Source organism: Neptunomonas phycophila (assembly GCF_001922575.1).
Lineage (GTDB): Bacteria > Pseudomonadota > Gammaproteobacteria > Pseudomonadales > Balneatricaceae > Neptunomonas > Neptunomonas phycophila.
The window spans coordinates 2,607,878-2,634,656 of sequence record NZ_MRCI01000001.1 but is presented as its reverse complement, the minus strand read 5'-3'; the positions used below and the strand labels follow the sequence as shown (position 1 = coordinate 2,634,656).

At 45.3% G+C, this 26,779-nt stretch carries 26 protein-coding genes; 24 read left to right on the top strand and 2 right to left on the bottom strand.

Features of this window, described 5'->3' with window-relative positions; all coding sequences use genetic code 11:
* Window position 1 precedes the first annotated feature (1 nt).
* From BS617_RS12030 to acpS, 10 genes are all read left to right on the top strand, one after another.
* A complete protein-coding gene (locus BS617_RS12030; RefSeq protein WP_075173039.1) occupies window positions 2–436 on the top strand; it encodes a SoxR reducing system RseC family protein in 435 nt (144 codons plus the stop codon).
* Between the two features lie 22 nt (window positions 437–458).
* Complete coding sequence (locus tag BS617_RS12025) at window positions 459–1,871, top strand: DegQ family serine endoprotease (protein ID WP_075173038.1); 1,413 nt, start codon at window positions 459–461, stop codon at window positions 1,869–1,871.
* A 154-nt stretch (window positions 1,872–2,025) separates the two neighbouring features.
* Window positions 2,026–3,825 (top strand): translation elongation factor 4, encoded by a 1,800-nt coding sequence (gene lepA / locus BS617_RS12020; RefSeq protein ID WP_075173037.1) that lies wholly within the window; start codon window positions 2,026–2,028, stop codon window positions 3,823–3,825.
* A 9-nt stretch (window positions 3,826–3,834) separates the two neighbouring features.
* Window positions 3,835–4,656 carry a signal peptidase I gene (lepB, locus tag BS617_RS12015; protein ID WP_075173036.1) on the top strand — a complete coding sequence of 274 codons (822 nt, stop codon included), beginning with the start codon at window positions 3,835–3,837 and terminating at the stop codon, window positions 4,654–4,656.
* Window positions 4,657–4,670: 14 nt separating this feature from the next.
* Window positions 4,671–5,054: a DUF4845 domain-containing protein gene (locus tag BS617_RS12010; RefSeq protein WP_075173035.1), complete on the top strand. Its 384-nt coding sequence runs from the start codon at window positions 4,671–4,673 to the stop codon at window positions 5,052–5,054.
* A complete protein-coding gene (gene rnc, locus BS617_RS12005) occupies window positions 5,051–5,737 on the top strand; it encodes a ribonuclease III (protein ID WP_075173034.1) in 687 nt (228 codons plus the stop codon). The genes BS617_RS12010 and rnc overlap by 4 nt, the downstream gene beginning before the upstream one ends.
* Window positions 5,734–6,669, top strand: a complete 936-nt coding sequence (gene era, locus BS617_RS12000) for a GTPase Era (RefSeq protein ID WP_075173033.1) — start codon at window positions 5,734–5,736, stop codon at window positions 6,667–6,669. Before rnc ends, era begins: the two co-directional genes overlap by 4 nt.
* Window positions 6,669–7,364, top strand: coding sequence for a DNA repair protein RecO (gene recO / locus BS617_RS11995; RefSeq protein ID WP_075173032.1), 696 nt, complete (start codon window positions 6,669–6,671; stop codon window positions 7,362–7,364). The genes era and recO overlap by 1 nt, the downstream gene beginning before the upstream one ends.
* Window positions 7,365–7,374: 10 nt before the next feature.
* On the top strand, window positions 7,375–8,148 hold the full coding sequence (pdxJ, locus tag BS617_RS11990; RefSeq protein ID WP_075173031.1) for a pyridoxine 5'-phosphate synthase: 774 nt from the start codon (window positions 7,375–7,377) through the stop codon (window positions 8,146–8,148).
* Window positions 8,145–8,522 (top strand): holo-ACP synthase, encoded by a 378-nt coding sequence (acpS, locus tag BS617_RS11985; RefSeq protein WP_075173030.1) that lies wholly within the window; start codon window positions 8,145–8,147, stop codon window positions 8,520–8,522. Before pdxJ ends, acpS begins: the two co-directional genes overlap by 4 nt.
* A 14-nt stretch (window positions 8,523–8,536) precedes the next feature.
* On the opposite strand, the gene BS617_RS11980 is transcribed toward acpS, so the two are convergent.
* Complete coding sequence (locus BS617_RS11980) at window positions 8,537–9,061, bottom strand: MarR family winged helix-turn-helix transcriptional regulator (protein ID WP_075173029.1); 525 nt, start codon at window positions 9,059–9,061, stop codon at window positions 8,537–8,539.
* Window positions 9,062–9,197: 136 nt separating this feature from the next.
* Here BS617_RS11980 and BS617_RS11975 point away from each other — a divergent pair, with 136 nt between their 5' ends.
* The 13 genes from BS617_RS11975 (at window position 9,198) to rlmB (ending at window position 24,196) form a co-directional block, all read left to right on the top strand.
* The gene (locus BS617_RS11975) at window positions 9,198–10,196 is read left to right on the top strand and encodes an ABC transporter substrate-binding protein (RefSeq protein WP_075173028.1); all 999 of its coding nucleotides are present in this window, start codon (window positions 9,198–9,200) and stop codon (window positions 10,194–10,196) included.
* A gap of 70 nt (window positions 10,197–10,266) precedes the next feature.
* Window positions 10,267–11,160, top strand: coding sequence for an ABC transporter permease (locus BS617_RS11970; RefSeq protein ID WP_075173027.1), 894 nt, complete (start codon window positions 10,267–10,269; stop codon window positions 11,158–11,160).
* Window positions 11,160–12,362 (top strand): quaternary amine ABC transporter ATP-binding protein, encoded by a 1,203-nt coding sequence (locus BS617_RS11965; RefSeq protein WP_075173026.1) that lies wholly within the window; start codon window positions 11,160–11,162, stop codon window positions 12,360–12,362. Before BS617_RS11970 ends, BS617_RS11965 begins: the two co-directional genes overlap by 1 nt.
* 58 nt (window positions 12,363–12,420) lie before the next feature.
* Window positions 12,421–12,777 (top strand): 4a-hydroxytetrahydrobiopterin dehydratase, encoded by a 357-nt coding sequence (locus BS617_RS11960; protein WP_075173025.1) that lies wholly within the window; start codon window positions 12,421–12,423, stop codon window positions 12,775–12,777.
* A gap of 103 nt (window positions 12,778–12,880) precedes the next feature.
* On the top strand, window positions 12,881–13,630 hold the full coding sequence (locus tag BS617_RS11955; RefSeq protein WP_075173024.1) for a spermidine synthase: 750 nt from the start codon (window positions 12,881–12,883) through the stop codon (window positions 13,628–13,630).
* A gap of 113 nt (window positions 13,631–13,743) precedes the next feature.
* Window positions 13,744–14,649 (top strand): cysteine synthase CysM, encoded by a 906-nt coding sequence (gene cysM / locus BS617_RS11950; protein WP_075173558.1) that lies wholly within the window; start codon window positions 13,744–13,746, stop codon window positions 14,647–14,649.
* A gap of 243 nt (window positions 14,650–14,892) precedes the next feature.
* Window positions 14,893–17,163, top strand: coding sequence for a GTP diphosphokinase (gene relA / locus BS617_RS11945; RefSeq protein WP_075173023.1), 2,271 nt, complete (start codon window positions 14,893–14,895; stop codon window positions 17,161–17,163).
* Window positions 17,163–17,984, top strand: a complete 822-nt coding sequence (gene mazG / locus BS617_RS11940; protein ID WP_212667430.1) for a nucleoside triphosphate pyrophosphohydrolase — start codon at window positions 17,163–17,165, stop codon at window positions 17,982–17,984. The genes relA and mazG overlap by 1 nt, the downstream gene beginning before the upstream one ends.
* Before the next feature lie 26 nt (window positions 17,985–18,010).
* Window positions 18,011–18,409: a hypothetical protein gene (locus BS617_RS11935; protein ID WP_075173022.1), complete on the top strand. Its 399-nt coding sequence runs from the start codon at window positions 18,011–18,013 to the stop codon at window positions 18,407–18,409.
* Between the two features lie 214 nt (window positions 18,410–18,623).
* Window positions 18,624–21,236, top strand: coding sequence for a phosphoenolpyruvate carboxylase (ppc, locus tag BS617_RS11930; protein ID WP_075173021.1), 2,613 nt, complete (start codon window positions 18,624–18,626; stop codon window positions 21,234–21,236).
* A 358-nt stretch (window positions 21,237–21,594) separates the two neighbouring features.
* Complete coding sequence (gene adk / locus BS617_RS11925) at window positions 21,595–22,251, top strand: adenylate kinase (RefSeq protein ID WP_075173020.1); 657 nt, start codon at window positions 21,595–21,597, stop codon at window positions 22,249–22,251.
* Window positions 22,252–22,425: 174 nt separating this feature from the next.
* The gene (gene hemH, locus BS617_RS11920) at window positions 22,426–23,463 is read left to right on the top strand and encodes a ferrochelatase (protein ID WP_075173019.1); all 1,038 of its coding nucleotides are present in this window, start codon (window positions 22,426–22,428) and stop codon (window positions 23,461–23,463) included.
* Complete coding sequence (rlmB, locus tag BS617_RS11915; protein ID WP_075173018.1) at window positions 23,453–24,196, top strand: 23S rRNA (guanosine(2251)-2'-O)-methyltransferase RlmB; 744 nt, start codon at window positions 23,453–23,455, stop codon at window positions 24,194–24,196. The genes hemH and rlmB overlap by 11 nt, the downstream gene beginning before the upstream one ends.
* Here rlmB and BS617_RS11910 read toward each other — a convergent pair.
* Window positions 24,193–25,236 carry a LacI family DNA-binding transcriptional regulator gene (locus tag BS617_RS11910; RefSeq protein ID WP_075173017.1) on the bottom strand — a complete coding sequence of 348 codons (1,044 nt, stop codon included), beginning with the start codon at window positions 25,234–25,236 and terminating at the stop codon, window positions 24,193–24,195. The two genes, rlmB and BS617_RS11910, sit on opposite strands and share 4 nt — an antisense overlap.
* Before the next feature lie 265 nt (window positions 25,237–25,501).
* Here BS617_RS11910 and BS617_RS11905 point away from each other — a divergent pair, with 265 nt between their 5' ends.
* A complete protein-coding gene (locus BS617_RS11905; RefSeq protein ID WP_075173016.1) occupies window positions 25,502–26,779 on the top strand; it encodes a sugar MFS transporter in 1,278 nt (425 codons plus the stop codon).

Genomic DNA, 26,779 nt, shown 5'->3' with positions numbered 1-26,779 from the left:
CATGATAGAAGAGCACGCTAAAGTTGTCGGCCTCAATGGTGAAAATGTCATCATTGAGGCAGCTAGGACCTCAGCTTGTGGTCAATGTCAGGCCGCAGACAGCTGCGGACAGAAGTCGCTTTCAGAATGGGCGGCTTCTAAAATGGCTAATATTGAGATAGTTAATCCAAACCGGCTCAGTGTGAATGTTGGCGATTCTGTTATCGTTGGCATAAATGAAGGTGGATTTATAAAAGCCTCGGCACTTATCTATCTATTACCTTTGATACTTATGGTTATAACGGGTGGTGTTGCTCAGGCGCTTTCTCAACCTGAGTCTCTTATTATCACTAGTTCCTTTGTAGGGCTGGCTGTCGGCTTCTGCGTTGTTCGTTTTTTCGGAAAAAAACTAGAAACGCGTCATGCCTACCGTCCTATTTTATTGAGAGTCTCCTAATAAAAACGAGGATAGCTGACTAATGAAGCGTTTGATCATTGCGTTTGCATGTTTGTTGACTGTTTTTTCTTTGACGGCTAAGGCCGATTTTCCTGATTTTACTTCTCTGGTTAAGCAAGCTGCTCCTGCTGTTGTTAATATCAGTACTGTGCAAAAAGCTCCTTCTGCCGATGCTCAAAACGGCTTTAGTTTTCAGGGACCTAACGGAGAAGAAATACCGGAAATTTTTAGGCATTTTTTCCGCTTCCCTGATCAAGGCGATTTACCTGGGCCACAGCAAAATGCCCCGCAGTCACTTGGATCAGGCTTCATCATCAGCAAAGATGGTTATATTTTAACGAATCACCATGTCGTTAAAGGGGCTGATCAGGTTCTTGTTCGTCTAAACGATCGTCGAGAGCTTGAGGCCGTTGTTGTGGGGTCTGATGAGCGTTCTGATGTTGCATTGCTTAAAATCGATGCCAATGATTTGCCGGTGGTCAAAATAGGTGATTCATCGGAGCTTGAACAAGGAGAGTGGGTGATTGCGATTGGTTCTCCATTTGGCTTTGACCATACTGTGACTTCTGGGATCGTGAGTGCTACGGGCAGGGCACTTGAGAATGAGACCTATGTGCCTTTCATTCAAACCGATGTGGCGATCAACCCGGGTAACTCGGGCGGTCCTTTATTTAACCTCGATGGCGAGGTAGTGGGTATTAACTCACAAATCTACACACGTTCAGGCGGGTTTATGGGGTTATCTTTTGCTATCCCGATTGATGTCGCTATGAATGTGTCTGAACAACTTGAGTCATCAGGCTTTGTTACACGAGGTTGGTTGGGCGTTGTGATTCAAGAGGTCAATAAAGACCTAGCGGAATCGTTTGGTTTAGATAAACCATCAGGGGCTTTGGTCGCTAAAGTATTGCCGGGTAGCCCTGCAGAAGCAGCTGGTTTCCGAGATGGCGACATCATTACGGAGTTTAACGGTCAGTCCATTAATTTATCTTCCGATTTGCCTCATCAAGTTGGTAGGGTTAAACCCGGTACTAAAGCCCGTGTTGATATTGTGCGTAACGGTGATGATAAAGTGCTGACCGTTAATATAGGTACTTTGCCTGATGAAGCGCGTGCAATTAAAGCTTCGTCACAGCCCGCGCAAGCTCCTCAAAATAATCGTCTCAATATTATGATCTCCGATCTTAGCCAAGATCAGAAGAACAATTTGGCTGTGTCATATGGAATTCTGGTACAGAAAGTTATGGCTGGCTCGGCGGCTAACGCAGGCTTAGTGGCGGGGGATATTATAACCATGCTTAATGGTAAACGCGTTGATAATGTTCAAGTATTTGAACAAATCGTGTCTCAATTACCTGCGAAACGTTCTGTTCCTATGAGAATTGTTCGTCGAGGCAGCCCTGTATTTATTCCTCTCAAACTTAATGAAGAATAGAAATCTTTTCTTCCTCAGCGTCGAAATCGGCGCTGAGGCTTCAACAGTTATTTACTGGCGATAGCCGTACCTCACGAAATACTATAAAATTGCGCCTTTTGAACGCCCGCACGCCTTTTTAAAACCTTGAATAGCATCTGAGATCTAAATTATCGTGAGTAAGCTCGATCATATACGCAACTTCTCCATCATCGCCCATATCGACCATGGTAAATCCACTTTAGCAGACCGCTTCATCCAAATGTGTGGCGGTCTATCAGAGCGCGAAATGGCCGCTCAGGTGCTTGACTCTATGGATATAGAGCGCGAGCGCGGTATCACGATCAAAGCGCAAAGCGTGACGCTAGATTTTACGTCTAAAGACGGAAAAACCTACCAGTTAAACTTTATCGATACACCTGGGCATGTTGATTTTTCGTATGAAGTATCTCGCTCGCTTGCCGCTTGTGAAGGTGCGTTATTGGTTGTCGATGCAGCGCAGGGCGTAGAAGCTCAGTCTGTGGCAAATTGCTATACGGCTATCGAACAAGGCTTAGAAGTTTTACCCGTTCTTAATAAAATGGATTTACCTCAAGCAGAGCCTGACCGTGTCCGTGTCGAAATTGAAGAAGTTATTGGTATCGATGCAACGGATGCCATTGCTTGTTCAGCTAAAAGTGGGATGGGCGTTACTGAAGTCTTAGAAGCTTTGGTTGCTACTATTCCGCCTCCGGAGGGTGATGTTGATGCACCATTGCAGGCGTTAATCATCGACTCTTGGTTTGATAACTACTTGGGAGTCGTCTCTTTAGTACGTGTTAAACAGGGCACATTACGTAAAAAAGAGAAGATTATCGTTAAGTCTACGGGGCAATCTCATCTGATTGATGCGGTAGGCATATTTACTCCTAAGCGCAAAGAAACCGATATTCTAAGAGCGGGTGAAGTAGGTTTTGTTGTCGCCGGAATTAAAGACATTCATGGCGCACCTGTAGGTGACACGTTAACACATGCTAAAACGCCTGATGTAAAAAGCTTGCCTGGTTTTAAACGTGTGCAACCACAGGTATACGCAGGTTTATTCCCTACAAGCTCTGACGACTATGAAGACTTCCGCGATGCGCTGGATAAGCTAACATTAAATGATGCCTCCCTGTTCTTTGAACCTGAAACTTCTGATGCGCTAGGCTTTGGATTTCGTTGCGGCTTCCTAGGGATGTTGCATATGGAAATTATTCAGGAACGTCTTGAGCGCGAATATGACTTAGATTTAATCACCACCGCACCCACCGTAATTTATGAATTAGAGCTCAATACCGGTGAAGTGGTCCACATTGATAGTCCGTCGAAATTACCTGATCCTGCTCGCGTGAAAGAAATGCGTGAGCCAATTGTACAGGCTAATATCCTGGTCCCTAATGATTACCTGGGGCAGGTTATCTCTTTGTGTATTGAAAAACGTGGTGTTCAAAAGAATATGCAATTTGTTGGTCAGCAAGTGCAATTGACATACGAGCTGCCTATGGCTGAAGTCGTATTGGATTTCTTTGACCGTCTAAAATCAGCTAGCCGCGGATATGCATCGCTAGAGTATAACTTTGTTAGATTTGAAGTCGCTTCATTGGTTCGCATGGATATTTTGATCAATAGTGAAAAGGTAGATGCGCTAGCGGTCATCTTACACAGGGATAATGCTCAATACCGTGGCCGTATTCTTTGTGAAAAAATGAAAGAGCTTATTCCCCGCCAAATGTTTGATGTGGCTATACAAGCGGCAATCGGCGGTAAAGTTATTGCGAGAACCACAGTTAAAGCGCTACGTAAAAACGTTATTGCTAAGTGTTATGGCGGCGATGTTAGTCGTAAGAAAAAGCTGCTACAAAAGCAAAAAGAAGGTAAGAAACGTATGAAGCAAGTGGGTAATGTTGAAATCCCTCAAGCGGCGTTCCTTGCTGTATTAAAAGTCGACGGTTAAGGAATAACGATGAATTTTGATTTCGCACTGATTCTTGTGCTGGCAACGTTAGTAACAGGTCTGGGCTGGCTAGTAGATAAGCTGTTTTTTGAGCCGTCGCGCCGTAAAAAAATTGCTACGGCAGAGGCAGCGTCTAGCGATGGTTCTATCCCAGAAGATGCGAAAGAAAAATGTGCTCCTTTGCCGTGGTGGTCAGACTTTTCGCGGTCCATGTTTCCTGTTTTGGCGGTGGTGTTGATTGTTCGCTCATTTATTATCGAGCCATTTCAGATCCCTTCAGGTTCAATGTTGCCAACGCTTAAAATTGGCGACTTTATAGTCGTTAATAAATTTAGTTATGGTTTGCGTTTGCCTGTTTTGGGGACAAAAATTGTTCCTGTCGGAGAGCCGCAACGCGGTGATGTTGTTGTTTTTAAGTATCCTAAAAACCCATCTGTTAACTACATTAAACGCCTTGTAGGTTTACCGGGTGATGTGATTACGTACAAAGATAAAACCATTTTTGTTAATGGTGTCGCGCAAGAACAAACGCTGGTAGCCAAGCTTCCGCCAATAAACACCGAGACGCTCCTGGTCAACGAAACCCTTGGTGATGTGAAGCATGAAATGTATACCGATGTGAGGGCGTCGGCTCGATCCGGTAGTGGCGAATGGGTTGTTCCTGAAGGGCATTACTTTATGATGGGAGATAATCGTGATAATAGTAATGACAGCCGCTATTGGGGATATGTGCCTGATGAGCTGTTAGTTGGTAAAGCATTTGCGGTATGGATGCATTGGCCAACATTCTTTAGTCTGCCTGATTTTTCCGTTGTTCGCGGTATTGAATAAGTAAAGGAACGAATATGATTTTGGGTACAAGTCTTCGTCAACAGCGCGGTGCTTCATTCTTTGGCACCTTGATTGTAGTGCTGATGATAGGAACATTTATAGCCATTGGCTTTAAACTCTACTCACCTTACTTACAGCACGGTACATTGACTTCGGTTGTTGAAAACGTTGCCAATGACCGGGAAGAATTAAGTAAGCCTATAAATGTGATTCGCAATAATATTAATAAACGTCTGACGATAAATCAGGTGAAGCTTCCATCCCCAGAAGCACTAACCATTGTAAATGAGCAAGGCGTTATTAAATTTACTATCAATTACGAACAGCGTGTCCCTATGTTTTATAACATTGATGCGGTGGTTAAATTTAACGACTATTACGAAGCTAACCAGCCTTGATAAAGCCCATTACTGAACTTACCCGCCGTTTAGGTTACACCTTCACTGACGTTGCGCATTGTGAACTCGCGTTAACGCATCGTAGTTGTGGGAAAAAAAATAATGAGCGCCTAGAGTTTTTAGGTGACTCAATCGTTAACTTTGTGATCGCTGACGATTTATTCCAGCGTTTTCCTCAGGCAAGAGAAGGGCAGCTGAGCCGCTTGCGGGCTCGAATGGTAAAAGGCGAAACGCTGGCCGAGATTGGTCGAGAGTTAAACCTAGGTGATTATCTGCGCCTTGGCCCTGGCGAACTCAAAAGCGGCGGTTACCGGCGTGACTCTATCTTAGCAGATGCTGTTGAAGCACTGATTGGAGCCATCTACTTAGATAGCGATTTGGAAGTGGTCCGAGGCTACATACTGGGTTGGTTTGAGCAACGTTTAGCTGAGTTAGACATAGATGAAGCGCTAAAGGACTCTAAAACACGCTTGCAGGAATTTTTGCAGTCCCGTCGTTTACCATTACCTACTTATGAATTAGTTAAAGTCGAAGGCGAGGCGCACGCGCAAACATTTACCATTGTGTGTCACATAGAGCCTTTGAAGAAACCGACGCAAGGTATCGGCAGTAGCCGTCGTCAAGCTGAGCAGGAATCCGCGAAACAAGCCTTAGCTGTATTGGCTGAGCAGGTGAAGGTATGAACGAAGAGTTTGCAAGTTGGTTAACACCTGAAGGCTCTGATGACCAGCGCTGTGGCTTTGTCGCTATCGTAGGGCGCCCTAACATGGGTAAGTCTACGTTGATGAACTACATGTTAGGTCAAAAAATCAGCATAACATCCAAAAAGCCTCAAACCACACGTCATCAAATCCTAGGTATTAAAACGGAAGGTGATCTTCAAATAGTATTTGTTGACACACCCGGCTTACATAAAGAACAAGATAAAGCGCTTAATCGCTATATGAATAAAGCGGCTTCTGAAGCATTGCGTGGTGTTGATCTCGTACTTTTTATGGTGGACCGTACAGCATGGACCGAGGAAGATGACATTGTTCTTGGGAAGGTGCAGCATGCGCCGTGCCCTGTTATCTTAGTAGTCAACAAAGTAGACCAGTTGGAAGATAAAAATAGCTTACTTCCTCAAATTGCACATGTTTCAGAAAAGATGAAGTTTGCAGACATTATTCCTATCTCGGCTAAAAATGGGACTAATGTTGTTCAACTAGAAAACTTGATTAACCAGTACATGCCGCAGTCAGCCCATCATTACCCAGAAGACCAAATTACCGACAAAAGCTCTCGTTTTATGGTGGCTGAGATCGTTCGTGAAAAATTAATGCGTAACGTCGGTGATGAAGTGCCTTATGGTGCAACGGTTGAAATTGAAGAGTTTATTAACGATGGGCGCCTGCTGACTATCAGCGCGTTAGTGTTGGTTGAACGAGAAGGCCAAAAGAAGATCATTATCGGTGAGAAAGGCGAGCGTATGAAAACAATCGGCCGTGATGCTCGCAAAGATATTGAAGCCCTATTTGAAACAAAAGTTATGCTAAACCTATGGGTAAAAGTTCGCCGTGGTTGGTCAGACGATGAGCGCGCCCTTAAAAGTTTAGGCTACCAGCACGGTGAGTAATGTCCCCAAGGGATAGCATGCAGGCGGCTTATGTATTGCATTCGCGACCTTACCTAGAAACCAGCGGGATTGTTGATTTATTTACCTTAGAGCAAGGTAAAGTCAGTGTAGTGGCAAAAGGATTACGCCGACCAACTTCCAAGCTGCGCGGTGTTATGCAGCCTTTTGTGCCTTTACATGTCCATTGGCGAGGGAAGCAACCACTAAAGTCCTTGCTGGTAGCAGAAGCTACCGGCCTCAATGGGATTATTCAAGGTAGTGCCTTGATGTGTGGTTTGTATATTAATGAACTATTGCAACGATTATTAGTGCCCCACGAGCCGGTTCCTCGCTTATATGTGTACTATCAATATGTACTGAACGCGCTAGTAGCAGGCGATGATGTGGAAGGTGCATTACGTACGTTTGAGCATAAATTACTTTCTGAGATTGGGTACGCATTGCCTATCGATACCGTGTTAGTAAACCAGTTATATTATTTCGATCCGCCTTCATGGTCTTTTGAGGCGGTTACCAGCATCGATGAAGATCTGCGTCACTCTGTGTTTAGTGGGCAACAGTTATTAGACATCGCTGATGATTGTTATGAAACACCAGCGCAGCGCAGCGCAGCCAAACGCCTTATGCGCTTAGCAATCGATCATTTAACCGCTGATAGGCCATTACAGAGCCGACGCTTATTTAAAAAACAATGAGGAATCTATAATGATCGAGCCTAATCGTTTGTTGTTAGGGGTCAATATTGATCATGTAGCAACGCTACGACAAGCCCGAGGGACTCGCTACCCAGATACAGTACTAGCGGCTGCTTTAGCGGAAGAGGCGGGTGCTGACGGTATTACGGTGCACTTACGTGAAGACAGAAGACACATTCAAGATCGTGATATCTATCTACTCAAAGAGACGTTGCAAACTCGTATGAACTTTGAGATGGCGGTGACTGATGAAATGATCGCTATTGCCTGTGATGTTAAGCCATCTCATGCGTGTTTAGTGCCAGAAAAGCGAGAAGAGCTGACCACAGAAGGTGGCTTAGATGTGCTTGGGCAACTTGATAAGATTAAAGCGGCTTGTGATAAATTAGCGGCACAAGATATTGATGTGTCACTGTTTATTGATCCTGAACCGGCTCAAATAGACGCATCAATTGTATGTGGGGCACCTACCATTGAGCTTCATACCGGAGCTTATGCGCAAGCGACAACACTTGAGGTACAGGCGCAGGAACTCGCGCGTATTAAAGAAGCGGCAGCTTACGCTTATGAGCGAGGCTTAGTTGTAAATGCCGGACATGGGCTTCATTACCACAATGTAGAGCAAATCGCTGAAATCCCGCATTTAAATGAGTTGAATATTGGTCATGGCCTGATTGCACGAGCAGTATTTGTCGGGCTTAAGGAAGCCGTGCGTGAAATGCGTCAGTTAATGATGGAGTCACAAGCACGAGTTCAAATGCAGCGGGACGCGATTAAGCGATGATTCGTGGAATCGGTACTGATATTTTATCCATTGAACGAGCGACGGCGGCTTTGGCTCGCACGCCTAAAATAGCCCGCCGCGTGTTGACTCCTGATGAGATATCCGGCTTTGATACAGCAACGGATAAGGCGAGATATTTTGCTAAGCGTTTTGCGGCTAAGGAAGCGGTCGTAAAAGCGCTAGGTACTGGCATAGGAAGAGGTGTCAGCTGGCAGCATGTGAATATCTGCAAAGATGCGCTGGGCAAGCCATTGGTACGATTATCCGAAGGGGCTTTGGCGCGTGCAGAGATGATAGGAGCTGAAACCGTTCATTTATCCTACAGTGATGAGGCGGGCTATGTGGTCGCATTCGCTGTAGCGGAAGATTGTTGATCCTATCCTTTGGGTTACTCTGCTGTGCCGGGTCTTAAATCTGTTTCTTTATTGATATTTTGTTCTTTGATCGGCGCTTGAATATCGAGCAAAGGCGACGCGTCTATTTTTTCTGCGTTCATCATACCGGCCACTTGTTTCAAAGCGTCCAAGATAGATTCTTTTTCACTGCGCTCTAGGCTTTCAAATCGATTAATAAACTCGTCGTGCAGCAAAGGTGGTACTTCATTCAGCATGTGAGTACCAGACGTCGTTAAGCGTGCGTTGACAATACGACGGTCTTTGGCACTTCTAACGCGTTCAATAAATTGTTTGTCTTCTAGGCGGTTCAAGATTGTCGTAACGGTCGCTTGGCTTAACGATACTTGGTCCGATATGCGCTTAACGGTGACATCACCAAGGCTCTCTATTGCTCGTAATACCATGACTTGTGGAATCGTTAAGCCGCACGCTTTCATGATGCGCTTAGATTGTAAATCTGTCGCACGTATGATTTGTCGTAACGAAATAAGCACATCTTGCCAGTAAGGAGTATTCATTAATTCGGTTCTTTATCTAAGTAGCAGGCGATTATACGACCTTAAAAATCGACTACAATATATTTATAAGATTTGAGATCTAATGATTAGATATGTAATGTATAAGTAACAGTATGTCAAAGAACCGGAGTAAATAATGAAGAAAATCCTTGCAGCGCTTCCGTTAATTGCATTGGGAACAAGCGCCTACGCAGCCGATAAGTGTGGTTCGGTGAGTATTGCTGATATGAATTGGAACTCAGCGACGTTAATAGCACATGTGGATAAGTTCATATTAGAAAATGGCTATGGCTGTGATGCAGAACTTGTACCTGGGGATACCATGCCTACAGGCGCGTCTATGATTGAGAAAGGCGAGCCGGATATTGCTCCTGAAATGTGGAGTAATTCAATGCGTGAAGCACTCGATAAAGGGGTAGAAGAAGGGCGTCTTCGTTTTGCTGGTCAATCATTATCAGATGGTGGCGAAGAAGGTTTTTGGGTGCCTAAATACATGGTCGATAAAGACCCAACGTTAGCCACTATTGCTGGTGTCATTGCTCATGCTAAAGAGTTTGAACACCCAGAAGATCCAGAATTATCTGCCTTTTACACCTGTCCAGCCGGATGGAATTGCCAAATTTCGTCAGGTAATTTATTTGAAGCGCTCAAGTTATCTGATGCTGGCTTTGATTTAGTGGATCCAGGTTCAGGCGCTGGTTTATCAGGTGCTATCGCTAAGGCTTACGAACGCCAAGAACCCTGGTTTGGTTACTACTGGGCTCCAACAGCTGTCTTAGGTAAATACGAGATGGTTAAAGTCGATTTTGGTTCTGGTATTGACGAAGCTGAATTTAAAAACTGCACAACCGCAGAAGACTGTGAAAATCCAAAAGTAACCATGTACCCACCTTCAATGGTGCAAACGGTTACCACGGAAGGATTTGCTAAACGTGCTCCTGAGGCATACGAATACCTAGCTAATCGTGCATTCACTAACGCACAGATGAATGGTTTATTGGCGTGGATGGAAGACAACCAAGCTGATGGTGATGTTGCAATGGAGCATTTCCTAACAGAAAACGCTGATACTTGGACTGCGTGGGTTTCAGAAGAGGCAGCGGCTAAAATAAAAACAGCGCTAGACAATCTTTAATCAGTACGCTTATACAGCGTAAGCCCAGCACGACGTGCTGGGCACATTGTTACTTACCTGAGGATAAAAGATGGCCGAATCTTCCTGGATAAATGAATTTCCGGCGATGGATCGAGGAACGCTGCGCGATATAAGAAAGGCTTTGGATGAGTCTTATCGTTCTTTCTCCAGAGAATATGGAGATACAATCGAATCTTTTTTTGACCCTTTATTATCGTTTTTAGTGTGGTTTGAAAAATTACTGTTAGCCACACCCTGGTGGCTTGTCGTTATTATTGTCACGGTGCTTGCTTTTTTAGCAGGGCGCTCTTGGAAGTTGTGTTTGGGTGTAGTGGTTTCCTTTCTGGCCATTGGCTATTTTGGAATGTGGGAAGATACCATGAGAACGCTGAGCATTATTACCGTTTGTACTTTGCTTGCTATTGGGATTGGTATCCCTATTGGTATTTTAATGGCGCGCTCCAATCGGGCACAAAATATCATTACGCCACTGTTAGATGTGATGCAAACCATGCCCGCTTTTGTTTATTTGATCCCCGTCGTTATGCTCTTAGGTATTGGTAAAATACCGGGTTTAATCGCCGTTATTATCTATGCTATTCCCCCAGTTATTCGTTTGACCAACTTGGGTATTCGATTGGTAGATAAAGAAGTACTGGAAGCTGCAACCGCCTATGGTGCTAATAAAACTCAGCGTTTGATTGGTGTTCAATTGCCACTGGCCATGCCCACTATTATGGCAGGTGTTAACCAAACGATTATGATGGCACTGTCTATGGTTGTTATTGCCTCCATGATTGGTGTGAAAGGGTTAGGGCAACCTGTGCTCAAGTCTATAACGAACCAGTATTTTGCACTGGGTTTGCTTAATGGATTGGCGATTGTCGCATTAGCTATTATTTTTGACCGCATCTCGCAGGCTTATGCTAAGCGTACGCAAGAGCATTTAGGAGGGCATTCCTAATGGCTGAACCACTGATTCATATTGAAGGTTTATACAAGCTATTTGGACCCAAACCCGAGCGGGTCATGCCGTTGGTTCATCAGGGTATGAGTAAAGATCAAATTCTGGCTGAAACAGGGCATACGTTGGGCCTTAAAGATATTAATCTTACCATTAACAAAGGGGAGATTTTTGTCATCATGGGGCTTTCTGGCTCAGGTAAGTCAACTTTGATCCGCCATTTCAACCGATTGATAGACCCTACAGAAGGGGTGATTCGAGTCGAAGATACGGATGTAATGAAGCTAGCCCCTAAGGATTTGGAAAATTTTCGTCGCCATAAAATGTCGATGGTCTTCCAGCGCTTTGGTTTAATGCCGCACCGTAATGTATTAGATAATGTTAGTTATGGCTTGGCGGTACAGGGTGTCGATAAGGCAACTCGCCATGCGAAAGCGACAGAATGGTTATCCACAGTAGGGCTTGGCGGTTACGAAAAGCAGTACCCTAATCAGCTTTCTGGCGGACAGCAGCAGCGTGTGGGGTTGGCTCGGGCTTTGTGCACAGACGCCGAAATATTGTTGATGGATGAAGCCTTTTCGGCACTTGATCCCCTGATTCGTAGTGAAATGCAGGATCAACTGATTGAGTTACAAGAAAAGTTACATAAGACGATTATCTTCATTACGCATGACTTAGATGAAGCGTTACGTATTGGTGATCGCATAGCCATTCTTAAAGACGGAGAACTGGTGCAACAAGGGCGGCCTGATGAGATTTTGTTGAACCCGGCAAATGATTATGTAGAAGCGTTTGTTAAGGATGTGAATCGCGCCAGAGCGTTAACGGTAGAGACGGTTATGCAGCCTGCTCCTCACCGAGTATCGGCTGACACCATTGAGATGGCATTAAAGCAAATGCGCACTTTCTCTGGTGATTATGCGTTTTATGTTAATGATAAAGGCTATCAAGGCGTAGTTACCGAATCGGGTTTGCAGGCCGCATCGGACCAAGGGCAGACGACTATGGAAAGTTGTACGTTGGTGATGAGCGTTGAACCGGTTACCCAAGATGCTATTTTGGAAAGTGTTATCCCCGAAACCTTAGAATCACAGTATTCGGTTCCAGTCGTTGATGAGTCTGGTCAGTTAACGGGTGAGCTAACACGTCAAAACTTGGCAGATGTATTGGGTCAGAGTGAGAAAACGGATCAAGCTAAGTAACCCCTTGGTTTGGCCATTAACCTTCGCAAGGACGCGTCGTTTTTTAGGAGCATAACCCATGGATGATTCTACCTTCACCTCTCATTTAGTGCACTCTTCATGCAAAGCTTGCCGTTCTGATGCTAAACCGTTGACGGTTGAGGCACTTAAGGAAGCTCTAACGCACTTGCCGAACTGGCAGCGAATGACGGTTAATGGTTCAGAACAAATAAAGCGGGTTTTTACGTTTAAAAATTTTGCTCAAGCGATGACGTTTACTCAACAAGTCGCTGAATTAGCGGAGCAAGAAAACCATCACCCCGCAATTTTAACCGAGTGGGGTAAAGTAACCGTCTCTTGGTGGACGCATGAGATTGGCGGTTTGCATCAAAATGATCTTATTTGTGCTGCTAAAACCGATCAAATAGCGGACTGATAAGTTCGCTTTCATTATTTCTGATCAGATATACTGCCTACCTTTTATTCTGTTGGGGCTTTACCCAGCAAGCAAACATGTTAATACAATATCATGAGGCGGTATGTCCCTGTCCGGTAAAGAAATTCATCGTAGCCATGATGAGTATGGCGTAGTGAGGGTATTAGATGATGGGAACAAACGTTACTTATCATTTGGTGAAACCGATGAACAAAGCTGCTGGCTCAAAAGTGAACCTTTAATTCCACAGCATGAATATACCCGCGCTATGATGTTAGTGCTGTTATTTTGTGAGCCTAAACGCAGCCTAAGTTTGGGTTTAGGGTCGGGGGCATTAAATCACTGCTTACATCATCATTTTCCTGAGTTGAAACAAGATATCGTTGAGCTTCGTAACGAAGTGGTTAAAGTCGCTTATCGCTACTTTCAATTTCCGCGTAGCAAGCGATTATCGCTGCATGTGATGGACGCTAAAGAGTACTTACTGTCCGTTGATAGTAAAAAAGTAGATATCATCATTAGTGATATCTACACAGAAGAAGGGTTAGATGAGCAACAATTACATCCCGATTATTTAGACGCATGTCACGACCGCTTAAAGACTAATGGTTGGCTTGTGCTCAATTGTTGGCGAGACCACCAAGGTGAAAATGTATTGCGACAATTGAAAGATCAATTTGCTGATGTGCGAAGTTGCACAACACAAAGCGGTAATTGGGTGATTTATGCCAGTAAGCAGCGAGAAGAGTTATCAGCCAATGGTTTGAAACAGCGCGCTAAAGCTCTAAACCAGCGTCTGGGTTTTTCTTTTAGCCCATTTCTTGGAAAGCTAGTGGATCATAAAACGAATTGATTCTCTTGAATTGACTCCCCGTTGGCCTCCGCTTATGATTGCAAAATATTTATATTGGAATAAGATTAAGTTTTTTTATTTCCATTTGTTATAACCTAATGACAGGTCTTGCTATGAGTATAGAGTTTCCCACAATCGCCGATTATGTCGGTAAAACTCCGCTAGTGCGTTTGCAGCGATTAGGGGAAAACAACCGCGGCAATGTCATTCTTTGCAAGTTAGAAGGTAATAACCCAGCAGGCTCCGTTAAAGACAGGCCTGCTTTGAGCATGATAGAGCGCTCAGAAGCACGTGGTGATATTGCGCCTGGCGATACATTAATAGAAGCGACATCAGGCAATACGGGTATAGCACTGGCCATGGCGGCGGCGATTAAAGGTTATAAAATGGTCTTAATCATGCCAGATAATATGAGCATGGAGCGTAAGGCGTCTATGACAGCCTATGGCGCTACCTTAATTACCGTAACCAAAGAGCAAGGGATGGAATATGCTCGGGATTTAGCTGTTGAAATGCAAGCGCGAGGTGAAGGTGTTGTACTTGATCAGTTTGCAAATCAAGATAATCCGGTTGCGCATTATCAGGGCACAGGGCCAGAAATCTGGGAGCAAACGCACGGAAAAGTGACCCATTTTGTCAGTTCAATGGGAACAACGGGCACTATAATGGGGACGTCGCGTTTCTTAAAAGAAAAAAATCCTGCTATTCAAATTGTTGGATTACAACCGCAAGATGGCTCTCAGATTCCGGGTATACGCCGCTGGCCAAAAGCCTATCTACCAAAAATATTTGATGAAACGCGCGTTGACCAAGTATTCGATGTAGCCCAAATTGATGCCGAAGTCACCATGCGTGAGTTGGCTAAGCAAGAGGGGATTTTTTGTGGAGTTTCTTCTGGTGGCGCCGTAGCAGGGGCTTTGCGTTTAAGCGAAACGGTTGAAAACGCTGTGATCGTCTGCATTATTTGTGATCGTGGGGATCGTTACTTGTCCACGGGCGTTTTTAATACAGATCAATAATGTTAGCAGCAATAGCTGCTACACTGCTGTTCGTTAATTGTATTTGTAAAAGCCGCTATGCGGCTTTTTTTATACTACATACGACCTTAGTTCGTTTTTGAGCATGGAACTTGCTCACGCACTCGGGTCTTAGTGTAAAATGAAAGACTCTGCTGGCATATGTGTTGCTTTCACGTATCCCCATAAAAACAATAAATCGTTCCGGCAGTTGCAGGGTCGAAGGTTAAGGAGTGGCGATTAGCCATGGTTAAGGTTCGAGAAGATCACCCGATTCAGGAAGATGGCTCGGTCGATCTAGATTTATGGATAGATCGACTTTCTGAGTTGGTTAAAATTGATGACCGCCCACAGGTTCGAAAGGCCTGTGAAATTGCTAAACAAGTATATGATCTTAGTATTCAAGAAGAAGATGACTGGTCAGGCTCGGGTGTAGGAAGTTTTGTTACCGGCTTGGAAATGGCTCAGATTCTAGCTGAGCTACAACAGGATCAAGAATCGATAGTCGCCGCTATTCTGTACCGTAGTGTGCGTGAAGATAAACTCAAATTGGACACAGTCATTAATCAGTTTGGCCCCGTTATAGGCCAGTTGATTATGGGTGTTATTCAAATGGCTGCAATTGGCAGCCGTGCTAATCCTCGAACAGAACAAGAAGTGCTCGGCACTGGCGCTCGACAGTTAGAAACAGTGCGTAAAATGCTGGTAGCAATGATTGATGATGTGCGTGTTGCACTGATTAAAATTGCTGAGCGCACGTGTGCGATCAGGGGCGTTAAAAATGCGTCGCGGCGTAAACGCTACCTAGTGGCGCGTGAAGTATTTGATATCTACGCTCCATTGGCTCATCGACTCGGTATTGGTCACATTAAATGGGAATTGGAGGATTTATCCTTCCGGTATCTCAAGCCTACGGACTATAAATCTATTGCAAAACTACTGGACGAGAAACGCCTCGACCGCCAGGAGTTCATTGAGTCGGTAGTGAGTACGCTTAAAACCGAGTTGACTGCACAAAATATTGATGCAGACGTAGAAGGGCGTGCTAAACACATTTATAGCATTTGGCGTAAAATGCAGCGCAAAAACATCGATTTTAACCAAGTTTACGATGTGCGTGCGGTACGTATTCTCGTGCCTGAAATACGCGATTGCTACACCGCACTAGGCATTATTCACGGGTTATGGCGCAATATTCCCCATGAATTTGATGATTATATTGCCTCTCCCAAGCCTAACGGTTATCGCTCATTACATACGGCCGTGTTTGGGCCTGAAGGCAAAGTCCTCGAAGTGCAGGTTCGTACCTTTGATATGCACGAAGAAGCCGAGCTGGGTGTGTGCGCACATCACCTCTATAAAGGCACGGATACTAACTCTCGCAGTGATGCCTATGAAGATAAAATCGCGTGGCTAAGACAAGTCCTCGAGTGGCATGAAGATTTGGGTGAGTCTGCTGCGATCGGTGACATGTTGCGTGGCGATGTTGTGCAAGATCGTTTATATGTATTTACTCCTGATGGGCATGTTATCGATATGCCATTGGGATCAACGGCGGTCGATTTTGCTTATCGAGTGCACACCGAAATAGGCCATCGCTGTCGTGGCGCTAAAGTTAATGGTCGGATTATTCCTTTGAATAAACCGCTAAAGACCGGCGACCAAGTCGAAATCTTAACTTCAAAAGAAGAGCATCCGCGCCGTGATTGGCTTAATGCTAACTTAGGCTATGTAACCACCTCACGCGGGCGGGCCAAGGTTGCGCATTGGTTTAAGATGCAAGACCGCGACAAAAATGTAGAGGCTGGCCGACAGATGACTGAACGCGAATTTAAGCGTTTAGCTATCGATATGTCCGAGTTAGATTTCAAAAAACTGGCTCATGAGGTTAATTACTCTAGCGCAGACGATGTTTTTGCTGCATTAGGCGCGGGTGATATTCGTTTGTCGCAAATATTAAATGCGGCTCAACGACAAGTGGATGCACCAGCAAAAACCGACGAACAGCTAGACCTTGCTCTACCGGTTTCGGCTGAGCGCGGTCAGGCAGTGGGTGATAAAGGTATTCGTATTTTAGGGGTGGGTAATTTGCTCACCACTATCGCATCGTGCTGTAAACCCGTACCCGGAGACCCTATAGTAGGTTTTATTACACAAGGTCGTGGTGTTTCTATTCACCGTGAAGATTGCTCCAACTTATTGTCGTTGAAAGAGCATGAAGCCGAAAGAATTGTTACCGTTGACTGGGGGGAGGAAGGCGAAACAACCTACCCAGTTGATTTGTATATTGAAGCGTATGATCGTTCTGGCTTATTGCGGGATGTGATGATGGTCATGGCACACGAAAACCTGAACGTGCTGGCTGCAAATACGTTAACGGATAAAACCAGTAACATTGCACGTTTATCGATGACATTAGAAATATCCAGATTGGAGCTTCTTGGTAAGATTATGGATAAAATCAACCAAGTACCTAATGTGATAGATGTGCACCGACAGCGCAGTGGGTTTCGCTAATGTCTGATTCCGACATTAATTATACGCTGGATGATCTTTGCTATTTAATGGCTAGGCTTCGTGATCCTGAATATGGATGTCCGTGGGACTTGAAACAGGACTTTGCCTCAATTATACCTCATACGTTGGAGGAAGCTTATGAAGTGGCGGATACCATTGAGCGCGAAGATTGGGATCATTTAGCTGACGAGCTGGGTGATCTTTTATTCCAAGTCATTTTTTATAGCCAGTTGGGGCAAGAAGAGTCTCGCTTCACTATGAATACCGTTATTAACGGAATTGTGACTAAGCTATTACGCCGTCACCCGCACGTGTTCCCAGATGGGGAGTTGCGGACTCCACCGCGCAAAATAATACTCTCAGAAGCACAGATTAGTGCGAATTGGGAAGCGATTAAGCAGCAGGAGCGAGCAGGGGCAGCCAAAGACAAGGTTCTCGATGATGTGCCAAGAGGATTACCCGCATTAAGCCGCGCAGAGAAGCTTCAAAAACGGGCGTCAGAAGTTGGGTTTGATTGGAATGATCCGCTGTTAGTACTCGACAAAATTGAAGAAGAAATAGCCGAATTACGTGAGGCTATTGCTTCAGGTGACCAAGCGTCGGTTAAAGATGAAATGGGTGATGTTTTATTTGCTCAAGTAAATTTGGCTCGTCACTTGGGGGTAAAGCCAGAGGCTGCCTTACGGGGGACTAATCAGAAGTTTGAGCGCCGTTTTGCTTTTGTCGAAGCATGCGTCATTCAGTCGGGTCGTAGCTGGGCAGAGCACTCGTTGGATCAATTAGATGGTTTCTGGGACGAAGCTAAGAAAAATGGACTCTAAGGGTTAGATCGTAAAGGAATATGAAAATGTATGCATTGGTCGGCACAGTGCTGGTGGTTATGGTGTCTTTGGCTTACTGGAATAGTCAAAAGTTGAACCGACAGTTGCAACGTTTAGAAAGCAGTGGCTTTGTCATAACTGAAGATCTTCAAGGCGAACCAAAGCTGCTGTATGACGAATCACATCAACGGTTAGCTCTGCTTAGCCCGCAAGGGTATGAAGTTTTGCAGTTATCTGAGCTGATCTCCTCCGAAATTCTTTATGATTTAGATAAACGCGGTGATAAAAACTATCGGCTAGAGCTGATCTTCAATGCCACACGTTTACCGAAGCAGGAAGTTCGATACCGGGACGAGTTTCTGGCTGAACGCATCCATAAACGGCTTCGTCAGGCCCGGTTAGGCCTCGAATCTTCTGCCCACTGATGTGTCGGCTTTGGACGTTTTAGTACTCACGCGTCTCGAATTATTTGAATTGCCCTACAATCTGATCGTTAAGGAATTGTGCATAGCACAAAAAATACCTATTCTTGGTTGATAAGCATCTATTTATCGTGACGATGAATAGGCAGCAGTGTTGGCTGAATACACATAAGTACACTATGTCATGTGTTGAGCAACTTTATTCAAAGGAGAAGGTATGAGCGATCTGCACGAAGCATTACGCGATGATGTCCGTATGCTGGGGGATAGTTTAGGGCAAACTATTGCTAAGCACCTTGGTTCGGAATTTTTAGATAAAGTTGAGAATGTTCGAAAATTGGCTAAAGCGGGTCGAGAAGGAACCGCAGCCGATAGACAAGCATTAGTGCAAGAGCTTAAAGGGCTGAGTGAAGATGAGATGTTGCCCGTCGCGCGAGCATTTACCCAGTTTTTGAACCTGGCCAATATTGCAGAAGAGCATCACCGTGTTCGCCGTCACCAAGAGATTATTGATCTAGAAGCAGCCGACACTTTTACTTTACTGCTGCAAAAATTGCGTTCTGAGGGTTTATCAGCTGATAAAATTCTAGAAACGTTAAATGGCATGCAAGTTGATTTAGTGTTGACGGCGCACCCAACTGAGGTGAACCGCCGCACACTGATACAAAAATATGATGATATTACTGATTGCCTGCGTGCGTTAGATCGTGGCGAGTCCTCACATCATCGCTTGAATGAATTAATTAGCCAGATCTGGCATACCAATGAAATTCGGCACGTCCGCCCCACACCTGTTGATGAGGCCAAATGGGGCTTCGCGGTTATTGAAAATTCATTGTGGGAAGCGGTTCCGCGGTTCCTCAAAAAGCTTGATATGCAAACCCGTGCGGTTTTAGGGAAAGGGTTGCCCTTAACGGTAGCCCCTATTCGTTTTGCTTCTTGGATGGGCGGAGACCGAGATGGAAACCCAAATGTCATAGCGCCTGTTACACAGCGGGTAATGATGTTGTCTCGTTGGGTCGCTTTAGATTTGTATCTGCGTGACATTGATACGCTGCGCGCTGAATTATCTATGTACGCGTGTAATAGCGAATTGCGAGCGCATGTGGGTGAAGAGACGGCTGAGCCGTATCGCCATATTCTCGGCGAAGTTCGGGAGCAGCTCAAAGTCACCAAAAATTGGGTTCAGTCTCATTTGCAAGGTGATCCTGGGGATGCTCCGGCGGATTTGATGCTTAATAGCAATCAGTTATTGGATCCGTTAATGATGTGCCATCGATCGTTAGTTGAATGTGGTATGGGGATTATTGCTGAGGGGCCATTAGAGGATATTATTCGTCGTATCGCCTGTTTTGGGATGACTTTGGTTAAATTAGATATTCGCCAGAGCTCAGACCGTCACGCTCAAGTCTTTGAAGAACTATCACAGTTTTACGGCTTAGGTTCTTACACCAGTTGGACTGAAGAAGGTCGACAAGCTTTTTTATTGCGTGAATTACAGAGCCGTCGACCTTTGATTCCTCATAACTGGAAGCCTTCAGCCGAGGTGCAAGAGGTATTAGATACGTGTGCTGTGGTGGCGGCCGCTGATCCGTCTTCTTTGGGCTCATATGTTATATCAATGGCAGGTCAGCCATCCGATGTGTTGTCGGTGATCCTGTTACTGCGGGAGATGGGAATCTCGCATAATATGCGCGTGGTTCCCTTATTTGAAACGCTGGACGATCTGAATAATGCGCGTGATTGCATCGATGCGCTTTTGAGTGTTCCTTGGTATAAGCAGTATACGGGGGGGCATCAAGAAGTCATGATTGGCTACTCAGACTCCTCTAAAGATGCGGGGCAACTCGCGGCTGCGTGGGGGCAATATCAAGCTCAAGAGGCGTTAACTGCGCTGTGTAAAGAACATGATATTCACTTAACGTTGTTTCATGGCCGTGGTGGTACGGTTGGGCGTGGCGGTGGCCCCAGCCACACAGCCATCTTAGCACAACCCCCAGGTTCGGTAGATCGTACGCTTCGCGTAACTGAGCAAGGTGAAATGATCCGTTTTAAGTTTGGCATACCTGAGCTGGCGATTCGCAACCTAGAACTCTATGCTGGGGCCGTTTTAGCGGCGACTTTATCCCCATCTCCCTCGCCAGAACCTGCGTGGCGTGAGCAGATGGAAGGCTTAGCAGAAACAGGGCTCAACTCTTATCGTTCAGTAGTGCGAGAAGATCCACAGTTTGTACCTTATTTCAGGGCGGGTACGCCCGAGCAAGAGCTCAGCAAACTGCCCTTGGGTTCTCGCCCCGCTAAACGCAAAGCGGATGGTGGCGTTGAAAGCCTACGAGCTATTCCATGGATTTTTGCATGGACGCAAATTCGTTTAATGCTACCGGCTTGGTTAGGGTCTGAAGCGGCATTGGAAAAAGCGATCTCTAATGGCGAGTTATCGCGCTTGCATGAAATGTATGCGAAATGGCCGTTTTTCCGCACGTGGGTCGAAATGCTAGAGATGGTTTTGGCTAAAAGTGATGTGGATTTAGCCGAATATTATGAATCGCGTCTTGTATCTGATGAGCTGAAAGTACTCGGTTCTAATCTGCGAAGCCGTTTAGCGGTTGCAAAAGAAATGGTTTTAAAAATCCGGCAACAGACAGAATTGTTGGCTGAAAACCCAGTGATTCGTCAGTCAATTGATGTACGTAACCCATACATCGATCCGCTGCATTACTTGCAGGCCGAGTTGCTTTATCGAGACCGAAATCAACCAGATCAGCGATTAGAACAGGCACTCATGGTAACCATGACGGGTATTTCAGCGGGTATGCGTAATACGGGCTAATTACCTGAAATCAGGTGTTTTTTTGTACAATCGTTACTTTAATGTTCCCGTGGGGTTGAGCCAGCGTCGTGTTTGGCTTAACCTCACCGGTATTAAATGGTCAGGCTACTTAATTATCAGCATCTTTCTGAAAAGTGGAAATGAGCCCTCGGATAGAGACTTTCGTTGATCTTTTCAACAAGGTGCTAGTGCTAACGTCGAATTGTTCGATGTGCATCGCACCAGTAAGGTTTCAGCATTAGTGTAATCCATCGAGTCAAACGCTCATTTGGGCTAGGTTTGTATGATGCTCGCTTGATGACCACACAATAGTTTTGTTTTAAAAAATTTATAAAAGTTAACTCTGGAGCAACCCTTCATGCGTATTATCCTTCTAGGCGCGCCTGGCGCTGGTAAAGGCACACAGGCTCAGTACCTAACCGAAAAGTTCGGTATTCCACAGATCTCTACAGGTGATATGTTGCGTGCAGCTGTAAAAGCAGGAACGCCTTTGGGTGTTAAAGCGAAAGCCGTGATGGATGCTGGTGAGCTAGTTTCTGATGACATTATTATTGGTTTAGTAAAAGAGCGTATAGAAGAGCCAGATTGTGCAAAAGGCTTCTTGTTTGATGGCTTCCCTCGCACGATTCCTCAAGCCGATGCTCTCAAAGACGCTGGTGTACCGATTGATGCAGTTGTGGAAATTGACGTTGCTGATGAAGAAATCATTAAGCGTATGAGTGGCCGTCGTGTACACGCTGGTTCGGGCCGTACTTATCATGTCGTTTTTAACCCGCCGAAAGAGGAAGGTAAAGATGATGTGACTGGCGAAGATCTTATTCAACGTGAAGACGACAAAGAAGAAATCGTGCAAGGTCGCTTAAAAGTTTACCATGATCAAACAGAGCCGTTGATTGCTTACTACCGTAACTGGGCTGAAAAAGCAGGTGAAGCAAGTGCGCCTAAGTACGTTTACGTTCCGGGTGTTGGCAGCGTAGATGATATTCGCGAGAAAGTATTTGAAGGTTTAGCGTAATCGCTTAGCTTTTCTAATCCGTAAAAAGCCGCATGTGCGGCTTTTTTTGTGCCTGGCATTTTACGTTAGTTATTCTGCTGCATGAGTTGAGCGGTGATGTAATCCAGAATAACAGTGGGTTTTTTAGTAAGAGTTGGGGATAATACCCGGCTTAAGAATGGGGCCAATATTCAGATGTCAGAAATGAACAAAACAGCGATTATTCTTGCTAACTTAGGGACGCCAGACGAGCCAACGCCATCAGCGGTAAGGCGTTACTTGCGTGAGTTTTTGTCCGATCAGCGAGTCGTCGAAGGTAAAGGTCCACGTCGGCTACTGTGGTTAGCTGTATTAAACAGTATTGTTTTAACCTTTCGCCCTAAAAAAGTGGCCAAGCTGTATGCATCGATATGGGAGCAAGATTCTCCCATGCGGCGCATTTTAGATGAGCAGGTGGCGGCACTTCAGCGATCGTTATCACTTAAGCATGTTAATCCACCGGATGTGTTTTCGGGGATGACTTATGGACAGCCGGGCTTAACGCCTCGTTTGCAAGAGCTTGCTGGAAAAGGGTATCAGCATATTCTCATCATACCCATGTATCCTCAATATTCAGCAACGACCACCGCCCCTATTTATGATCAAGTTGCGAAATTTCAGTTAGGACGTCGTGAAGTCGTCGATATTCGTATTGTTAAATCGTATTTCAATCATCCTTTGTATATCCAAGCGCTCGCTGGGAGTGTTCGTCAGCATCGTCAAGTTTCGCCAAGCGCCGAAAAGTTAATTTTATCGTACCATGGCATTCCTAAAGAGTACGCCGATAAAGGGGACCCTTATCCACAGCAATGTCATGAAACGTCTCGTATGCTAGCCCGTGTGCTTGATCTAAAAGACGGGGAGTGGATGACTACTTTTCAGTCTCGGTTTGGGCCAGCTGAATGGTTGCAGCCTTATACGGATAAGACGCTAGAGAAAATTGCTGGTGAAGGGGTTAAAAACATTGATGTTGTGTGCCCTGCATTTACAGCGGATTGTTTGGAAACCCTAGAAGAGATAGCCGAGGAAAATAAAGAGGTGTTCGAGTCGGCCGGAGGAGAGCACTATCATTATATACCTGCACTAAACAGTGCGGGCTGCTTTATTAACGTGCTTAGTGCGCTAGTTAATGAACAAGCGGGTGATTGGTTATCTAAGTCAGATCTACATAATGAGGCATCACATGGCGCTTGAGCGTGTATTCGGCATCCATGCCGTAAAAACAATATTGAAGCATGACCCCACACGTATTCGCCGTGTAATGGTTTTAAAGGATCGAGATGATCAGCGAATCTCTGAAATACTCGCCGAATTGAATGGTATTAGTGTGGAGCGTTATAGCCGTCAAAAACTTGATGACTTAGCTCAAGGAGGCGTTCATCAGGGGATCATGGCGGAGTGTAATCCGGCTAAGCCAAAAGATGAGCGCTTTTTAGATGGCCTGTTGAACGCCCTCGACTCGCCAGCGTTTTTATTAGTGCTTGATGGCGTAACAGACCCGCATAACCTTGGGGCGTGTTTGCGTACAGCTGATGCAGCCGGTGTACATGCTGTTATCGCCCCCAAGGATAAGTCTGCCCCTTTATCGGCTGTCGCGTCTAAGGTCGCCTGTGGAGCAGCCGAAGTTGTGCCTTATATACAAGTTACTAACTTGTCTCGTACCTTGCAGGAACTCCAAGGCCGAGGGATTTGGATTACGGGCACGGCTGGGGAGGCTGAACAAATAGTCTATGAGGCTAATTTGGCCGGCCCAATGGCGTTGGTAATGGGAGCTGAAGGTAAAGGCATGCGCCGCTTAACGCGTGAAAGTTGTGATTTTCTGGTGAAAATCCCTATGGCAGGAGAAGTCAGTAGTTTGAATGTTTCCGTAGCTACGGGGGTCTGTTTGTTTGAAGCGGTACGCCAACGTGGGGCAGTCAAAGGCTAGTCGTTGGCGGTCTCATTAATTTTAATGGCAGGCCCTGTCGAGTCCCTTAATATAATTTCGCAAGCGAAGCAGCGCGATAGGTCGGTGTTGGAGGGGGTCTTGAGGGACAAGAATAATAAATCAGCAGCGGCCTTTGCCATCGCTTGAACTGGCTGTCGTACACTGGTTAGGGCTGGCCAGCTTTGACGCGCTAAATCTGAATCGTCAAACCCTGCAACTGATAAATCCTTAGGGATACGAATACCCAGAGAGTGCGCTATGCTCATCACACCAGCAGCCATTTCGTCGTTACCGGCAAAAATAGCCGTAGGTCTTGGTGTGTTGTTAAGCAGTGCAACCCCGCAGTCTTTTCCTGAGTCAAAGGTGCTTGCTCCTATTTTTATCCATTCTTCTCTTATTGGTAGTGCAGCTGATTGCATGGCATCAACAAAGCCTAGGTGGCGTTCTGAAACGGCATAGTGATCAGGCCTACCCGCAACAAAAGCGATGTCTCTATGGCCTAATTCGATGAGTTTCATTGTCATATCAAAGGCTGCACTTCGGTCATTGGTTTGTACATAAAGTGAGTCATTTAAGTTGAAAACCGGTGATAAACGAACAAAGGGGATGTTCTGGGCGGCGAGTTGATTACAAAGGTGCGTGTGATCTGATAAGGGTGGGGGTAACACGAGGCAATCAACTTGTGAGCGATGGGTAAAATCTATAACTTCATTAATCAGCGTTGCGTTATCTACGTTAAGTGGATGGATGAGCAGTTCGTAACCGGATTGGCTGCAACTGGCCATAACGCCGCATTGAACGTTGACTACATAGGCTGATGTGGCGTGAAAGTTATCATATACCAGGCCGACTAAAAATGAGCGCTTAGCCGCTAAACGACGCGCTGAAAGGTTCGGTGTATAACCGAGTAAATCGATTGCGTGCTGTACTTTTTCCCGCGTTTCTTTTCGAACGTTAGGCTCCCGGTTAACCACTCTGGATACCGTTTTGATAGAGACTTTAGCTTGCTTTGCGACATCATCAATAGTGGGGGATGACACGTTTAATACTCCATAAACTTTTTGCTTATTATCGTTATTTTTTAAGCCACTACAGACTGTATTCTCTCATATTAATGTATGGATGGCGGTACTTTTTAATAAAGACTGATAGCCTTGGTTGAGATCGTTTGAGTTTTTATTGACAGCGTTGTCATAATTGGACAGACTGCCCCGCAATTTACTGGGTTCTCTCGTAAAACTGTACTTTTAAATAGGTAGTCTACGGTGAGTTTCATGGAAAATCGCACATTTAGGAGTGCTTTGTATGGCAACGCCAGCGAGCTCTGTAGCTCAAGCTAATTTGGGGGGCAGCCAAGGTAATTTTCGGTTTGCGCTAATTTCTCTCACGTCTTTGTTTTTCATGTGGGGCTTCATTACAAGCCTTAATGATATTCTGATACCTCATCTTAAAAATATTTTTGATTTGAGCTACACCCAAGCAATGCTGATTCAGTTTTGCTTTTTTGGAGCGTACTTTGTCATGTCGCTTCCTTCTGGGGCGTTGGTGCACCGCTTAGGTTACAAAATGGGTGTGGTTATCGGTTTGCTAACCGCGGCTGCAGGTGCGTTGTTGTTTATTCCCGCTGCTAGTTTTGAGTTGTACCCTTTATTCTTAGGCGCTTTGTTTGTAATGGCTTCGGGAATCACTTTATTACAAGTTTCGGCGAATCCTTATGTCACTATTTTAGGGTCCGCAAAAACGGCTTCGAGCCGCTTAAACCTTACTCAGGCTTTCAACTCGTTAGGCACTACGGTTGCACCGGCGTTTGGTGCATTATTGATTTTAGCGGCCAGCGAGCCTGTTTTAGAGGCGGCATCGAGCACGGCAAGTGAAATAGAAACGGTTAAAGTGCCTTATCTTATTATTGCTGGTGCGTTAATTCTTTTAGCAATCATTTTCGCCGTGCTGAAACTGCCGCGTCTTTCGGACAATACGCAGACAGATACATCGGAAGATGTAAGCCAAGGTCAATTTACCTCTGCTTGGCAGTACTCGCACTTGGTGCTTGGCGCTGTGGCTATATTTATGTACGTAGGTGGGGAAGTTGCAATCGGTAGTTTTTTGATTAACTTTTTAGGTGAACCTGATATTGCCGGCCTAGCCGAAACCGATGCAGCGCACTATGTTGCCTATTATTGGGGAGGCGCTATGGTGGGGCGCTTTATTGGATCTGCACTAATGACAAAGTTAAACCCTGCAAAGTTACTCGCGTTTAATGCCGTAGGGTCTGTTCTACTGATTCTTATCGCTACGTTTGGCACAGGTCAGGTCGCAATGGTCTCTATTTTGTTAGTGGGCCTATGTAACTCTATTATGTTCCCAACAATCTTTAGCCTAGCAGTGCGGGGCTTGGGTGTGCATACGAGCCAAGGGTCAGGCATTTTATGTTTGGCGATAGTCGGTGGTGCTATTGTACCGTTGATTCAAGGGGTGGCTGCTGATGCCGTTGGGTTGCAATTAGCGTTTATTGTCCCTGCTGTTTGTTATCTTTATATCGTGTTTTATGGATTGAAGGGATCAGAGATTAAAGCGCTTAATTAG